At 40.4% G+C, this 15400-nt stretch carries 14 protein-coding genes; 4 read left to right on the top strand and 10 right to left on the bottom strand.

From position 1 onward, the window contains the following. Positions 1–199: 199 nt before the first annotated feature. The 6 genes from HQQ94_RS22300 to HQQ94_RS05345 form a co-directional block, all read right to left on the bottom strand. Positions 200–379, bottom strand: a complete 180-nt coding sequence (locus HQQ94_RS22300) for a hypothetical protein (protein ID WP_217273994.1) — start codon at positions 377–379, stop codon at positions 200–202. A gap of 101 nt (positions 380–480) precedes the next feature. Next, complete coding sequence (locus HQQ94_RS05365; protein WP_173293440.1) at positions 481–948, bottom strand: hypothetical protein; 468 nt, start codon at positions 946–948, stop codon at positions 481–483. 25 nt (positions 949–973) lie between these two features. Beyond that, entirely contained in the window at positions 974–1309 is a 336-nt protein-coding gene (locus HQQ94_RS05360; protein ID WP_173293439.1) for a hypothetical protein, read from the bottom strand. Further along, positions 1299–1514: a helix-turn-helix domain-containing protein gene (locus tag HQQ94_RS05355; RefSeq protein WP_173293438.1), complete on the bottom strand. Its 216-nt coding sequence runs from the start codon at positions 1512–1514 to the stop codon at positions 1299–1301. The genes HQQ94_RS05360 and HQQ94_RS05355 overlap by 11 nt, the downstream gene beginning before the upstream one ends. After that, positions 1514–2269, bottom strand: coding sequence for an ATP-binding protein (locus tag HQQ94_RS05350; RefSeq protein ID WP_173293437.1), 756 nt, complete (start codon positions 2267–2269; stop codon positions 1514–1516). The genes HQQ94_RS05355 and HQQ94_RS05350 overlap by 1 nt, the downstream gene beginning before the upstream one ends. Positions 2270–2271: 2 nt before the next feature. Further along, complete coding sequence (locus HQQ94_RS05345; RefSeq protein WP_173293436.1) at positions 2272–3039, bottom strand: helix-turn-helix domain-containing protein; 768 nt, start codon at positions 3037–3039, stop codon at positions 2272–2274. A gap of 414 nt (positions 3040–3453) precedes the next feature. On the opposite strand from HQQ94_RS05345, the gene HQQ94_RS05340 reads away from it, so the two are divergent. After that, the gene (locus HQQ94_RS05340) at positions 3454–3951 is read left to right on the top strand and encodes a helix-turn-helix domain-containing protein (protein ID WP_173293435.1); all 498 of its coding nucleotides are present in this window, start codon (positions 3454–3456) and stop codon (positions 3949–3951) included. 21 nt (positions 3952–3972) lie between these two features. Here the strand turns inward: HQQ94_RS05340 and HQQ94_RS05335 are convergent, their stop codons facing one another. Beyond that, positions 3973–4281: a hypothetical protein gene (locus HQQ94_RS05335; RefSeq protein ID WP_173293434.1), complete on the bottom strand. Its 309-nt coding sequence runs from the start codon at positions 4279–4281 to the stop codon at positions 3973–3975. Between the two features lie 1524 nt (positions 4282–5805). Here HQQ94_RS05335 and HQQ94_RS05330 point away from each other — a divergent pair. Both HQQ94_RS05330 and HQQ94_RS05325 read left to right on the top strand, forming a co-directional pair. After that, entirely contained in the window at positions 5806–7956 is a 2151-nt protein-coding gene (locus tag HQQ94_RS05330; protein ID WP_173293433.1) for a hypothetical protein, read from the top strand. A 232-nt stretch (positions 7957–8188) separates the two neighbouring features. After that, positions 8189–8653, top strand: a complete 465-nt coding sequence (locus tag HQQ94_RS05325; RefSeq protein ID WP_173293432.1) for a chemotaxis protein CheX — start codon at positions 8189–8191, stop codon at positions 8651–8653. Positions 8654–8976: 323 nt separating this feature from the next. Here HQQ94_RS05325 and HQQ94_RS05320 read toward each other — a convergent pair whose 3' ends face one another. The 3 genes from HQQ94_RS05320 to dnaB form a co-directional block, all read right to left on the bottom strand. Beyond that, positions 8977–10308 carry a hypothetical protein gene (locus HQQ94_RS05320; protein WP_173293431.1) on the bottom strand — a complete coding sequence of 444 codons (1332 nt, stop codon included), beginning with the start codon at positions 10306–10308 and terminating at the stop codon, positions 8977–8979. A 58-nt stretch (positions 10309–10366) separates the two neighbouring features. After that, positions 10367–11446: an alanine racemase gene (gene alr / locus HQQ94_RS05315; protein WP_173293430.1), complete on the bottom strand. Its 1080-nt coding sequence runs from the start codon at positions 11444–11446 to the stop codon at positions 10367–10369. 172 nt (positions 11447–11618) lie between these two features. Beyond that, the gene (gene dnaB, locus HQQ94_RS05310) at positions 11619–13025 is read right to left on the bottom strand and encodes a replicative DNA helicase (RefSeq protein ID WP_173293429.1); all 1407 of its coding nucleotides are present in this window, start codon (positions 13023–13025) and stop codon (positions 11619–11621) included. A 133-nt stretch (positions 13026–13158) separates the two neighbouring features. On the opposite strand from dnaB, the gene HQQ94_RS05305 reads away from it, so the two are divergent. Beyond that, positions 13159–15357: a S46 family peptidase gene (locus tag HQQ94_RS05305; RefSeq protein WP_254304161.1), complete on the top strand. Its 2199-nt coding sequence runs from the start codon at positions 13159–13161 to the stop codon at positions 15355–15357. Positions 15358–15400 lie beyond the last annotated feature (43 nt).

The raw sequence follows: 15400 nt of genomic DNA, 5'->3' as shown, positions 1-15400 counted from the left end.
TGATGATTTATGGGTTTTTAGTGATCCATCATTTTCCCTATAACAGCAATAGAGAGTCGTGTTTCTCTTTAACTTACGCTTTTTATCGATAATGAATATGAAACTCAATGGAGCTTTAAGCACGCAGAATAAAAAAAGGGGGGGAAACTGGCTGATATTGGGATGGAGTGACCCAGATGTCAGGCCACACATAGGATGATTAGTTTATGAGCTCAAAAGGCTTATTCTCATGCAGGTTAGAGGCAAATTGATAAATAATATCTTTCTCTTTAAACTCAGTGACATTGACCTCAAGAGCATGCATCTCATTGGAAACTTCTTTAAAAGCCCTTAAAACATCACTATCGTTTGTCACCGGTTTTTCAACAGCAAACATCATGTGTGTAGGGTCAATTGTTTTTGCTTGAATTAACCGTTTAACTCGGCTAATCCACAGCTCCCCATGCTCTATCAATTTAAGTGGCTTATCATGATGAAAAGCTATGCTGCTATTATCTTAGCCCACACAACCATCGATAACCGTGGTTTATCACCCTTGCTGACCTCATGCTCCACTCCAGCAGGGATCGCCATCCAATGACCCTGCTTTTCTTCGACTGATTCATTGTTAATTAAAAACCGTGAAGGTCCGTAGCTGTCCAGTCGGCATATGTATGACGTAGCATCCCCGTATGCGTTATCAATGTGGTTAATCACGAAATCATCCGCTTCAAATAGATGCACTCTTGCTTCTACCACCTCATGACCCTTAAATAGAGAGCGGATCTCACCTTCAAGTGCCGATGTTAATAACGAGAAGGCAGAAAAATGATGATGACCGTCGACGGTAATGACCCGCATATTCTGTAGTGCTTTTGCAATAAACCAGCCACACTCCGATTGCGATAAATCTGTTATCGTTTCATCCATGATGTTATTAATATTTTGATCTACACTATTTTTAAGCATATTAATGTCCTTTTTATCATTAGTCTCATTCAAACAATGCTGATTCTGCACGGCGGAGCCAGTATAAGTAAGACTTCTTCGAGTCAAACCCAACTAAAGCCCAGTTACGCTGACATAAATAATGCACTCGTAAGGCTCTGCGACAACCACTACTTAATGCCTCTATGCGGCGATCGTATGTCAGTACATGACTTGGTACCTCAAAATCAATAACACTAGGCCCTCTGATTTCCCCCAATTTATCGCATGCACTGCGACTTGCATGACCCTGCCCATACTCACGGCTCTGCCAATAACGTCCCCATTGTGTCAGTCCATGTCGTAATACTTTAATGCTCATTTTTTGTTGCTCATTTTGCATAATGTTCCGCCCGTTCTACTTCAGGTAGAGGGATCACAAATACCTGCTCACACAGTGCAGCTAAGTCATCATAACTCACGGGGTGAATGCCTTTTTCCCAACGTTGGTAAGTTTTAAGGTTCACCCCATAAGTATCTGCCACCTCTATTTGAGTTAACCCTCTAATTCTTCTTGCAATTTTTAAAAGATCGCATCCTTTCGCCATTATTTTCCTCTCAAGTCACAAGTTGTTCTTTTTTTACCTCTATAACTCTGCCAATCGAATTTGACCATCACACTCACGGCATCCTGCAAACGCTGATACGCTCGTTCACCCAGTAATTGCTGTAACGCTTTTTGATCTAAGTTAGTCACAAAGCCTGTCGGCTTGTTGGCATATAGCCGCTTGTCTAAAATACGGGTAAACCAGAGTAATTCATCACGCGAACCACGCTGTAGACCAATTTCATCGATGATCAGTAAGTCAGGTTCTAAAAACTCAGAGAGTAAATGTCCTTCGGTCAAATGATTATATCCATAAGACTCCCGCGCCCGAGCAAACAGATCCATCACACTCATTAACATAACTGAGTGATGCTTGGCGATTAGTTCATTAGCTATCGCACTGGCGATATGATTTTTACCCGTTCCTGGCGTACCAGTGAAGAGAAAACCCTTGCCTAGTGAGGCTAATTCAACGAAACGACGAACATATTCTTGAGCAATATCTACCGCCTTAACTTGCCCTGCTAAACGGGTATAATAATTATCAAAGGTACACGCTAAAAAACGTTTATTAAGTCCAGACTTACCGCTAAGTTTGTCTAGTTTTTGCGATTGATGACGCTTAAACGCTGCGATTTCATCGCGTAATTTTAATTGCTTAATATGTTCACGAGTACAAGGTGTAACACTGGCAGGACAACCTAATTTATTCAGCAGTATACTTAGTGATACTGTATTATTCGCCATTGATTGCATTGTTATAGCTCCGTATTGAAATCCTGTTCATATGCTCCTAAAAGATGGTCATGACTTTGAGAATACCTTGGAATATCTAGCACATTCACTTTAGGTGTGTCGTTAATCTGCTGTAACCAACGCGCTTCAAACCCAAGCCAACCACGAGTGGCACAAATCGCAATGCAATCATCGACCGAATAACCAACCGCCACTGCCTCATGTAAATGCCGAGCAAGACGATTGACTGCCGTTTGATTCAGATCCGATTTTTTCCGTTTTCGCATTGCCATCCAATCCGCCAAAGCTTGCTCACTTGGCATACCTGGCCAAGATGAAAAATTCAATGCTTGTGTTTGAGATGATTTTTTTACATTCGCTTGTAAAGATTCATTGACTGGTTCAAAAGAGTGACTGATTCTGGTGCTATCTGACGGCCCCCCCCCTATGCCACCTGACGATTTACCTGTGCTATTTAACGGCATATTCCCTGTGCCACATAACGGCATAGGCGGTGCTATCTGACGACATAGTGTTAAAGTATACATATTCGAACTATTTCCCTTTGGCCCTTTTCTATTGGTCACCATCAATAAGCCACTGTCTGCCAACTCCTTAATGTGTTTCCTTACTGTGCTTTTAGCTATTTCACATTGATCAGCAATATGCTGATAACTCGGCCAACACTCACCACTATCACTCGCATTGTCAGCCAACTTAATGAGCACCAGCTTACGCAGCGGATTACCCACTTTGACTTTCATCGCCTTCACCATCAATTCCATACTCATCGGGCGCTCCCCCGCTCGCTCAGTTCAGCAAAAGTAATCACATTGCCGAAACATCCTTGAATGTATAACATGGTGCTGCCTCTCTCGGTATTAACCCACATTGGTCATTAAACATCTGCAGGCTTGCTTACATCCCTTACCGGATCCCCAACATACTAAAAATACGCTGATTATCTCTGGCGCTCTTTGAGCCAAAAAATGTGATATTTCATCAATCAATGAAATAGGCCAACCTATAGAAAATCCCAAATGATGGTAATAGTGTTTTAATTTCATCTGCATCCGCACAACATGAAGGATACAAAATGTATACCGCAATATACACCAACTACAGCAAAAAACAAACTTAAACCTAACATTTTGTTACGTTGTAGTGTTGAGGTACAAAGTGTATGATTTGGTACGGTTCTGTGTATGAATGTTTTGGAGTTAGTTCTGGCTATGAGTAAACCCAAATGGGCAACAAATGCGGAAGTTCTGATGAGGCGCAACGGCATTCAACAGGGTGATCTTTTAGAGGTTTTTGGTGTCACCACCAAAGGAGCAATAGGTCATTACTTTAACGGGAGAAGAGAACCTTCTTTAAACGGACTGATCAAGTTATCAGAATTCCTGAATATCAGCATGTCTCAGCTGTTTGGGGATAATATCTCACCTATAGAACTTGAAACTGTGACAACAAGCCTTTACATTGCTGAGCAACAGCACTTAACGGATGCGTTAAAATTATTAGCTAGAGCGATTGACATAAGCCCAGATGATATTACTGTATTTTTTAACGTTTTTGAAAAAATGGGAGCGGGTAATATACTTAAGGCGGCTCACATTTTGGCTGAAGCAGATCATCAATCAACAGATAAAATCACTGCTGTTATTGAAATACAAGACTTTATAAAGCAAACAGCAAGCTAGCATTTCGCTAGCTTTATATGATTAACTTGCAATCCTTAAATGAGATTTATCGGCAGAACTTATTTTTTTAGAAATAGCAATCAAACGTTCATCACACACCTTTATCTCTCTCATATACTCGGCTATGTTCCCTTTATTCTCTTCTGCGGCGGCTCTATCCATCGCTATCTTAATCAACTCTAAATAATGATGTTCACAACTTAAACCAGTATTAACACTTGATGCATCTACTGAACAAGTTAAATCTGCCTTTTTTAAAGTTAAATAAAGAAAATAAATGGCCAGAGCAAACAAACTCATAACAATAGAAATAGTGATAAGGTTAAACATTTTTAAATTCCTTCCTTGTAAAATTGAATCAAAATCAAGTAAATAAGAGCTAAGATATTTAACATAGGAATACCATTACGATACACATTTTTTAATGAATAACCACAAAAAAAACTTTACACACTTAATAATCAACATAAATACATTTAACTCATGCAGTGCATAAGCGCCGCCTCTAGATGCATATAAAACCAACATTTACATAACAACCAACCAATCAATCTTAAGATAAAAATTCAATAGAGAAATCTGTTAAGACATAAATAGTAACCTTGCATAAAACAATATCTATTCTATTTACAAATAGATTTTCTCTAAAAATAATGAATAACAAAGTAAATAACTTCGACACACCAATATTGCTTCATATTGATAACAAATAGGCTAATTCAAATTGACCAAAAAAATGTATACATACACAGCCTTCATTGGCATCGTTATCTTTATTTAATGCCTATACCATCAATTAAGACCGTAACAACTTTCAATACATCTCTAAATACAAGCAACATCGATTATACATAATGTACAAACAAACTCAACAGCGATAAATACATTATGTATTAACAATACATAATGTATTTCGAGTATCTAATGTGAACAAAAATAGAGTTTAATCCTCTAATAATATGGAATCAATTGACCTATCTAATGGATTCAACTCGGAAAATGATAAGAACTAAATAATGAATTTTACTGAATACAAACTCCCCATAACGAAAGTATTGCAATCTACCAACTCAGCTTTTTACCACGACTACAACCGAAAAACACTGAAATCAAGTGCGATCGGCGCAGATCTTAGCGCGTTGTTTTTCTCGTAAAGCCACTCTGCTGCTGAGCGGACGAGCCACAAATAAATAGGGCTAACACTAAGTTAACCCTAAAAGAGGCCATGCAAGATAAAAACAAACCAAGCTATTGTTTATTAAAGAATTGATTTTACTTTACATTCTCTAACAAGCCTGCTGAGTCTTTTTTACATGTTTTGCAATTCGCTTTTCTTTAGCTGTTTTCAGTGGCTTTTTCTTACCTTCTTTACGACCATTTTTCTCTTTACTCATACTTTATCCCGTGAATATTAGCGTTCCTTAACAAGATACATCACATGTAATGAGTCATCTGGATCAAGTTAAGAATAAGATTTTACATCGCGAAAATCGTATGAAAGATGATTCATGACAACACCAACCTAGGCGTGCAATTCAATCACACGTATAGAGTATAGACCAAGCTTAGAGTTGAAGAGCTTAAGACCTTTATATTCATTATTCATTTGTAAAATAATAAGTTCCGACTTAGAACGTCGACCCATTTAATTTTTTACCTCTAATAATCACGAGGAAATATATTTTATTTACACAATATTAGACAAGGTATTTAGCCTTAATGACAAGCGCAGTTTTACAGCCGTGTCAGCAAAAAAACGTACACGTAAAATAAGTTGATAATATCGCCAGATTTGAAATAACCAGTGATAAACACTAACATTGTTATACATACATAAATTACAAGGATGTAAATATGAAATATTTAGCGTATTTAATTACTGTTTTTGTAAATACATTTCACTCTAAGAGCAAGTTATTCCTACTAATATGCTTACTTTTTAGCTCACTGATTGCCGCATCTGAAAGTCAAACGACAGCACATGTATCCTCAATCGGTTTAGCGCTTGGCAGCCCAGCCTCTTTTTTAGCCGGATCCGGTATCCATGATGCAGTGAAAGAGCAATTAGCGTTTGATAGTGATAACGTCAGTCACCTGCCAAACATATTTTCTTTGACCAATCATCTCGGGGAAGAAATCAAGGTCGTGACGGATGATTTCTCCGTTGATATCGATGGTTCTGTATCGATGAATGGTCAAGTCCTAGGGGTCGCTGATTCTGAGTTCATTTTGCAAGGAAATAACGATAAAATCTATGGCTGGATCATCTTAAGAAAGCAAGATCTTGCTTATCAATACACCACCATTAATGGCCATTTATTTGTCAATGAGATTGCTATTACCGATGTTCATCCGCGTTGTGATTTACAATACCATGATCCACTCCTACCAACGGCTTTATCGCAGTTTACTTTTCCGGCCGTGTCAAAAGCGCACCTAGGCAATTATCCTGGTACACATGTTGGTAAATTAGAAAGTAAGCCGGGCTCTCGCTATGTGATTTTATTGGATACACGTAGGATCATGAGTGATGGCGTTCCTTATGATGTCTCTAAAGCGTTTATCTGGACCACTTGGCAAATTGTCGCAGCGAGTTTTTCAATGCTTGATGTGAATGTGACTACCAATAGGGATGTTTATAATAATGCTGCTGTGAGCAGGCGCGGTGGTACAACTATGTATCGTGAAATGGGGCGTTCGAGCTGTCATTATGCATTTGGGACATCAACCTTCTGTACTTTATATCGAGAAAGAGATGCCTATGGTCAAGGTCGCATTGCGGCACATGAAATTGGTCACTTACTGCATTTAGGTCATGACGGCGGATCTCCAGGCGGGGAGTATTATAATGGGATTGCTGATTTTCAATGGGTACCTATTATGGGCAATATTTGGATGGCCACAAGTTGGCAGCATGCCCTGCATCAATGGAGTAAAGGCGAATATTCAGGTGCCTCTAATCGTGAAGATGACTTCAATATTATCAATGGCTTTATTCCATTCAAATCCGATGACATTGTGACTTCTAAGGCCTTAATCATCGACTCCGACGGCAAGGTAAGTGCCAGTAATAATACTGGACAAATAGAACGCAATACCGATACTGATAGCTTCACCTTCAGTATCAACTCAGCAAGCTCATATGTTAATTTCACTATCGATAGGACTGAGCATATGGGCGGTGGTATGTTGGATACTCAAGCCTATATAAAAGACAGCTTCGGGTATACACTAGCGCAGTCGAATAACAACGTGAATCGCTCAGCCTCTTTTAGTCAAAACTTACCCGCTGGAGATTATACTTTAGAAGTATTAGGAGGTGCTGAAGGCAGCCCGAATTGGGGATTTTCAAACTATTCTTCACTGGGTCATTATGCCATTGAAGGATACATTAGCGATATCGGTGACGGAAATGATGAACCTAACATCACCAATCTAGCCAATGGTGCAACCCTCACTGGCACATCACAATTATTTACTTGGGATGCGGGTAATGCACAAGGCTTCTGGTTTTATGCTGGTTCATCACAAGGGGCGAGAGATTATTACCGTAATTCAAACCAAATTAATGGTACGTCGCATACTGTGACAGATTTACCCACAGATGGCTCACTTATCTATGTTACTTTTCATTATCTTGTGGAGGGACAGTGGTTTCAATTATACTTCACTTATACTGCAGCTGATGATACCAACAAAGGAGATCTGGGCCTAACAAGTCCACTTGATGGCGATACGTTAACAGGCTCATCGCAACAATTTACGTGGGATCCCGGTGACGCTACTGGATTTTGGTTTTATGCCGGTTCATCACGTGGAGCACAAGATTATTACCGTAATTCGAGCCAAATCAATGATACTTCACACACTATAACGAGTCTACCCACTGATGGTTCACCGATCCACATCACCTTTCATTACTTAATGAATGGTCGTTGGTCACAACTGTACTATGTTAACACCGCAGCTGAACATTTCGCAGTCAACAACACTAAATCTGATTAATAGAGTGTATTCAGGGCTAATGATAGTTCGCATCATGAGCCCTGATCTATGTTCATGTTTAGCTAAAGTTCACACCATTAGCTTACTAAAGCTATAGCACGGGATCATACTTTTTAATGACGAAATATAGAGGTAAAGCGGAATTATAATAAAAAATGGCCTAATATAGGTAAAAGTGGTCTCAATATTGTCGTAACTAGCTCTACGGTTTGAGTCTAGGGATAATGAACATATGAATGTTAATTTTATTAATCCTTTTTTAGATTCCTTAATTCACGTTATCTCCACCATGGCGAGTATGGAGTTATCATCAGGAAAATTGAGCATAAAAAAAGATAATGACGCAAAAGGCGATGTCTCTGGCCTTATCAGTTTGATCGGACCACAAACCAAAGGCTCACTTTCCATATCGTTCGAACAAAAACTTATTTTAGAAATTATGCAAAACATGTTAGGTGAGAATCCAGGCATGATCAACGAAGAAATAATAGATCTCGTGGGAGAAATCACCAATATGGTGGCAGGTGGAGCTAAGAATATATTGGCTGATGAAGGTTATGAGTTTGAAATGGCCACCCCAACTGTAGTATCAGGTCAAACTCATACTATCCGTCATAAAGTCAAAGGACAAAAAATAATCATGCCCTTCGACAGTCACTTTGGCAAAGCATTCATTGAAATGTGTTTTGAAGATTAACTAACCTGAACTTGGGATAACGAGTGTCACACACTTTTAACTTTTCATTTAAAATCAACAAGTTAAACCCCAGCTAATTGTTGTTTATTCACCCAGCCACTTGCTTAATACCGAAATTTTTGTCGATATCAAGGCGAGATTTCGTACGTAATAGCTGGCTATGACTAGAAAGCACAACAAAGATAGGGGCCAAAATAGCGATATTAAGCGGCGCTGCTTAACCCGAGCTCAGGTTAACTATCTAAAAAACACAGTATAAACCACCACACTATCGCTTAAACGCCATTTTTTATCGGCACAATTTGGTATTTAATCTAATGGGATTAAAATGGTTGATTCACCATAACCCAAAATTGACTTTCATCACCACTATAGGCAAATTCAGTTCGCACCACGACACTTTCTATCTCAAAACGTACTCCGGCACCTAAGGTCCATTGCATATCTTGATGCAACTCATTAAAGCTAAATTCATCACTCACTTGACCAGCCTCAGCAAATACCACCCATTGCCACCATGGAACATGATACAAATTAAAAACAGGCCAAGTTTGCAGCGGCTGCCATTTAGGCTCCATTCTGTATTCGGCAGAATACTGCACGGCACTGCGCCCTACAAATTGGTCTTTAGAATAACCACGTAAACTGTCAAATCCGCCTAAACTAACCCCAGCAAAAGAAGGAGGACGATGGTATTCTTCCGATCCTGAGTCGCCTTCATTCCACGTCGGAGTATCAGCTAAATAAAAATTAAATGCTAAGGTTTGTTGATTGAACCAATCGCTGCTGCCAAGTGACACAAAAGCGCTCTGTTCAAACTCCCACGTTGTCCAACTTTCTCGAGCATCACTGCTATTATCATTAGATCCGTCAGATCCAAAATCACGACTAAAGGTTAAACTAGTACGACCACCATTATGACTATTTTTACCGTTATCACGATTATCCCAATCAAATTTTAGCTTAAGCCCTTGCGCTTTAGTCGGCAGTTCATCGTAACCCACAATATCACGGGTCTGAATAAATGGGGTTAAGGTAATGCTTGATACACCCGATGTTCTGGGATCCCAACCAACATTGTTCTCTGTTGGCATTAAACTTCTAGCCGCACCTTGTGCACCTCTTCCCCAAGGCAACACATATTTGATATGCAGTTTTGCATTGGTCTCATCGCCAACCGCTACAACCATATCAGTGGAGGAATTCGATCTGTTTTGTGTACCTTGGCCACCATTGGGTACAAAATAAATTCCTTCTTTATAGCTAGCTCGGTAATATTCAGCTGAAAACAGCCATTGATCTAGCTTAGGTAATTGATAGTTATTGGCCCCTATGTACGTCAGCCAACTATCGTTGGCACTATAAAGACCCATACCGAATAAAGAGGCTTGAGCTTGACCTGCATGCTTAATTACGCCTGCTCCCCCTATGGTTGTGCTCAATGTTTCTGTAGAGAAAATAAAGGGCACGGCCACAAACTCAGCTTTATATTTTCCCTTTTTAATATTATCAGTGGGAGGGGTCTCTGGATCAGTATCAGAATTAAGTGCACTATCGATATCAATAATAGGGGTCTCTGCGGCTTTGGCTGTCGTGAGATTAACAACACAACACAGTGCCAATATCATTCGGTAATTTATTATTTTTTCTAGCAAAACATCCACCCACTTGTAAGCAATAAGCTCATAAAATTGAAATACTAAATAAACACACTTATTCGTTTAAACACACTGTCACTCTCGGCGTTAGCTTGGTCACCAGCTCATACGCAATAGTCCCAATATGCTGAGCGACATCTTCTACAGGTAACTTTTTTCCCCATAAAATGGCATCATCACCAATGCAATCTGTGGCCATTTTACCTAAATCAACGGTTAGCATATCCATAGAGACTCGGCCAATAACAGGCACGCGTCGGCCATTTATCCAAACTGGCGTCCCTTCTGGTGCATTGCGCGGATAACCGTCACCATAGCCAATAGCAACCACGCCGAGCTTTGTATCCTCTTTTGCATGCCAAAAACAGCCATAACCCACAGGCTCACCCGCCTTATGTTCTCTGACAGCAATGAGCTGAGAAATCAGCTCCATCGCAGGTTCTAAACCATGATTGCAACCTAAATCACCGACAACAGGTGATACACCATAAAGCGCAATGCCTGGACGAACCCAATCAAATTGGCTTTCTGGCCAGTACAGGCTGCCGGCAGAATTCGCCAAAGTACGCTCACCCGCTACCTTTTTCGTCAGTCCGTCAAAAACACGTAATTGCTGAACCGTCATTGGGTTATCTGGCTCATCAGCGCAAGCAAAATGCGACATAATGTGTATCGGTTTAGCCACTTGAGGACATCGCTCAAGTCTGTCATACACTTGAGTAAACTGCTCAGGCGTAAATCCCAATCGATGCATACCCGAATCGAGTTTTAACCATACTGTGATAGGTTTAACCAAAGAAGACTTCTCCAACATGGTTAACTGAACTTCATTATGGATAACGGTATCGATATCATGCTCAACCAAGGTCATTAAATCTGCTTGCCTAAAAAAACCTTCTAACAAGACAAGTTTCGCCTTGACCCCACCGTCTCTCAACGCTAATGCTTCTTCTAAACGAGCCAGACCAAAACCATCAGCTTCACTAAAGCAACGTGCCACATTCAGTAAACCATGGCCATAACCATTGGCTTTAACGACCGCCATTATTTTACTTTTTGGCGCAATTTGACGCATACGCGACAAATTTTTCTTTAGCGCTCTAGCACTTATCTCTGCTCGGGGAAAGGGCTTCAAACCGTCACCTTAATCTATTAAGTCGCTAACTAAATATCCAATATATAATAAATATATAATGGATATATAATTAATTTGTAGTGAGTTTATTTAAGTTATCGATAGACGAGCCACGTTAAGTGGATCCGTTTAATCTTGAAGTCTATTCATCATCGCCAGCATATCCACAGGCTTAATCTTCTTCAAACTGAGGACCTGCATAATTATCAAAACGAGAAAACTGCCCCTGAAAAGTTAATGGAACACGCCCGATAGGACCATTACGCTGTTTACCGATAATAATTTCAGCAACGCCTTTGTGTTCAGAATCATCATGATAAACCTCGTCACGATAGATAAACATAATAAGATCAGCATCTTGCTCAATCGCACCAGATTCACGCAAATCAGAGTTAATCGGGCGCTTATCGGCACGTTGCTCCAATGAGCGGTTTAACTGAGATAAAGCAATCACTGGCACTTCTAATTCCTTAGCCAGTGCTTTAAGCGAGCGAGAGATCTCTGAAATCTCTAAAGTTCGGTTATCTTTCAATGCTGGCACCTGCATCAACTGTAGGTAATCGATCATAATCATCGATAAGCCACCGTGCTCTCGAGCTATCCGCCGTGCTCGGCTACGAACATCCGTCGGTGTCAAACCAGAGCCATCATCAATATACATCTTGCCTTGTTCAAGCATGATCCCCATGGTTGAAGAAACACGTGCCCAATCATCATCATCGAGTTGACCAGTACGAATTTTAGTTTGATCCACCCGACCAAGTGAGGCTAACATACGCATCATGATTTGCTCTGAAGGCATCTCAAGGCTAAAAATAAGTACCGGTTTATCTTCATTAAGTGCCGCTTGTTCACACAAGTTCATCGCAAACGTCGTCTTCCCCATAGATGGGCGAGCTGCAACGATGACCAAATCACCGGATTGAAAACCCGCGGTCATCTTATCAAGATCGCCAAAACCACTGGACACCCCTGTAACCCCATTACTGGGGTTATTATAAAGCTGCTCAATTTTATCGACGGTTTTCTCTAAAATCGCCTTAATCCCTTCTGGTCCTTCATTAGCATTGGCTCTAGATTCGGCGATTTTAAATACCTTTGTCTCGGCGAGATCAAGTAGTTCACTTGAATTTCGTCCTTCAGGGTTAAAACCTGCATCGGCAATTTCATTTGCGACCTTGATCATATCGCGTACCACTGCACGCTCTCGAACAATAGCACCATAAGATAAGATATTGCCCGCACTAGGGGTATTTTTAGCGATCTCACCTAAATAGGCAAAACCGCCTGCATCCTCTAATTGATCTTCAACTTCTAACTGCTCAGAAACAGTGATCAAATCTATCGGTTGACTCGCATTCGCCAGTGTTCCCATCGCAGTAAAGATCATACGATGTGATCGTGAGTAAAAGTCTTCTGCCACAACCACTTCACTCACTCTATCCCACGCATCGGAATCAAGCATCAAGCCACCCAGTACTGATTGTTCAGCCTCTAAAGAATGAGGCGGCATTTTGAGTGCATCCATCTGGATATCTCTAGGCTTATTTTTAGCCTTGAAAGCACTTTGTTGTGACATTTAATCTCCAAATTACCAACAGTTAAGCGAAATATGATATAAAACCGAGTTAAATAAAAAAGAACACGTACGTTCCAATCCAAATAACAATAAAAAATAAGGAAACAACATGCCTAATGCATCGATCTCAGCAATGGTGCTGTCTTCAGTTATCCTATTAGCATCCAGTGGCACATTTGCAGATGAGGGCCAGTGGCAACCTTATCAAATGCCCTCTATTGCTGATAAGCTTAATGAACGTGGTATTAACATCCCAGCTAAGCAACTTGCCGATCTAACACAATACCCGATGAATGCAGTTGTCGGGCTTGGCTATTGTACCGCCAGTTTTGTTTCTCCCCAAGGCTTAGTTATCACAAACCACCACTGTGCCTATAATGCGATTCAATATAACAGTAAAAAAGAGCACAATTACATCGCTAATGGTTTTTTAGCCTCCAGTAAAGATCAAGAGCCGAGTGCAGGTCCTAATGAACGCCTTTACATCACAGAAGCTGTAACTGATGTTTCAGCTCAAATTATCGACAAACTAAGTCTACTGCCGTTAATTCGATATCAAGAAATACAGTCTAAGCGTAAATCGCTTATCAAAGTATGTGAAAACGACAAAAACTACCGTTGCTCAGTTCGTAGCTTCCATAATGGTCTTGAATATTACCTCATCAAACAATTAATCATCCGTGATGTACGACTAGTATATGCTCCACCTAAGAGTGTCGGCGCATTTGGCGGTGATATCGATAACTATGAATATCCACGTCATTCTGGTGACTTCACTTTTCTTAGGGCATACATAGGAAAAGACGGTAAACCTGCCGCTTATTCTACAGATAACGTCCCTTTTACGCCTAAAAGCTACCTTAAAATTAATGCTGATGGCATAAAAATAGGTGATGGCGTGTTTGTTGCGGGTTACCCAGGGTTAACCAGTCGCTACCGTTTAACCAGTGAACTGCAATTTGCCAATGATTGGCTATATCCGACTCTCGCGGCACGATATCAATTACGTATCAATACCATCAAAAAAATAGCTGATACCGACGATAACGTTGCGATAAAATATGCAGGTACCCTAGCCTCAATGGCTAACCGTATGAAAAAATATCAAGGTCTACTAGATGGTTTTAAGGCTACTGATATTATAGGCATTAAACAAAACCGCCAAGATGATTTCCTTAAATGGCTTGCTGCCGACAAGATGTATCAGGGATACCAGTCTCAATTTGATCAACTTGAAACTCTGTTAAATAAAAAGCGTATTGCAATGCAAACGCGTCATTATTTCGAACACGCTCAATCAAGCGCCCTACTCGATGCTGCCAATAAACTCTATCGTTTGTCACAAGAAAAACACAAACCTGACAGTGAACGAGAAGAAGGTTACCAAGAACGCGATATTGCATTATTTACAGCCCGCCTCAAACGTATCGACTCACGTTTTGATAGGTCTGTTGATAAAACCCTATGGCAGCAAGATTTGCAAGCTTATGTCAAACAAGAACATCGAGTTGCAGCCTTAGATACTATGTTAAATAACCCTGATAAATCTATCACTATATCAGATAAACTCGATGGTCTATATGCTCTCACATCGTTAACTAATCAAGAAAAACGTCTGGCTTGGATGACTGCTGATAGCAGCCAATTTGAAACCAGTACAGACCCTTTTATCAGACTTGCTGTGGCTCTGTACGACACCAATATGGCACAAGAAAAAGAGAAAAAAACCTTACTAGGCGAACTTTCTCAAGCAAGGCCTGATTATATGAAAGCTATTATTGCATACAATAAAGCCAAAGATAGGCCAATATACCCAGATGCTAACGGCACTTTACGTATCAGCTACGGCAAAGTAGAGGGCTATCAATCTCGTGATGCACTTTACAAGCAACCTTTTACCCGCCTAGAGGGGATAATCGCTAAACACACTGGTGTCGCCCCTTTTAATGCACCCAATAAAATATTAGATGCCATAAAAAAACAAGACTATGGCAGTCATAAAGTCGCCTCCATAATGGCTGAACCGAGCAATTGGATCTGCCAACTCTTCTCATGTTCAGATAAACCTGAAGAGTTCAACTCAGTACCAGTGAACTTCCTATCCAGTGTCGATACTACTGGTGGTAACTCAGGCTCACCGGTATTTAATGGTAAAGGCGAATTAGTCGGTCTCAACTTCGATTCAACGTATGAAGCCATCACCAAAGACTGGTTTTTTAACCCTACCATCACCAGGGCAATCCACGTTGATATCCGTTATATCCTGTGGATGATGGATAAAGTTGACCACGCTAATAACTTAATTGAAGAGCTAGAATTAGTACGGAACTGACGATTATCAATCCATGTGATGCAACCAGTTTAGGCTGGTTGAT

The organism is Shewanella sp. VB17 (assembly GCF_013248905.1).
In the GTDB taxonomy this organism is placed as follows: Bacteria; Pseudomonadota; Gammaproteobacteria; order Enterobacterales; family Shewanellaceae; genus Shewanella.
This window is presented reverse-complemented; position numbering and strand designations above follow the sequence as displayed.

Coding starts and splice junctions, on each gene's coding strand:
- HQQ94_RS22300 (WP_217273994.1), bottom strand. CDS start 379: ATGATGTTTGCTGTTGAAAAACCGGTGACAAACGATAGTGATGTTTTA.
- HQQ94_RS05365 (WP_173293440.1), bottom strand. CDS start 948: ATGCTTAAAAATAGTGTAGATCAAAATATTAATAACATCATGGATGAA.
- HQQ94_RS05360 (WP_173293439.1), bottom strand. CDS start 1,309: ATGCAAAATGAGCAACAAAAAATGAGCATTAAAGTATTACGACATGGA.
- HQQ94_RS05355 (WP_173293438.1), bottom strand. CDS start 1,514: ATGGCGAAAGGATGCGATCTTTTAAAAATTGCAAGAAGAATTAGAGGG.
- HQQ94_RS05350 (WP_173293437.1), bottom strand. CDS start 2,269: ATGCAATCAATGGCGAATAATACAGTATCACTAAGTATACTGCTGAAT.
- HQQ94_RS05345 (WP_173293436.1), bottom strand. CDS start 3,039: ATGAGTATGGAATTGATGGTGAAGGCGATGAAAGTCAAAGTGGGTAAT.
- HQQ94_RS05340 (WP_173293435.1), top strand. CDS start 3,454: ATGAATGTTTTGGAGTTAGTTCTGGCTATGAGTAAACCCAAATGGGCA.
- HQQ94_RS05335 (WP_173293434.1), bottom strand. CDS start 4,281: ATGTTTAACCTTATCACTATTTCTATTGTTATGAGTTTGTTTGCTCTG.
- HQQ94_RS05330 (WP_173293433.1), top strand. CDS start 5,806: ATGAAATATTTAGCGTATTTAATTACTGTTTTTGTAAATACATTTCAC.
- HQQ94_RS05325 (WP_173293432.1), top strand. CDS start 8,189: ATGAATGTTAATTTTATTAATCCTTTTTTAGATTCCTTAATTCACGTT.
- dnaB (WP_173293429.1), bottom strand. CDS start 13,025: ATGTCACAACAAAGTGCTTTCAAGGCTAAAAATAAGCCTAGAGATATC.
- HQQ94_RS05305 (WP_254304161.1), top strand. CDS start 13,159: ATGGTGCTGTCTTCAGTTATCCTATTAGCATCCAGTGGCACATTTGCA.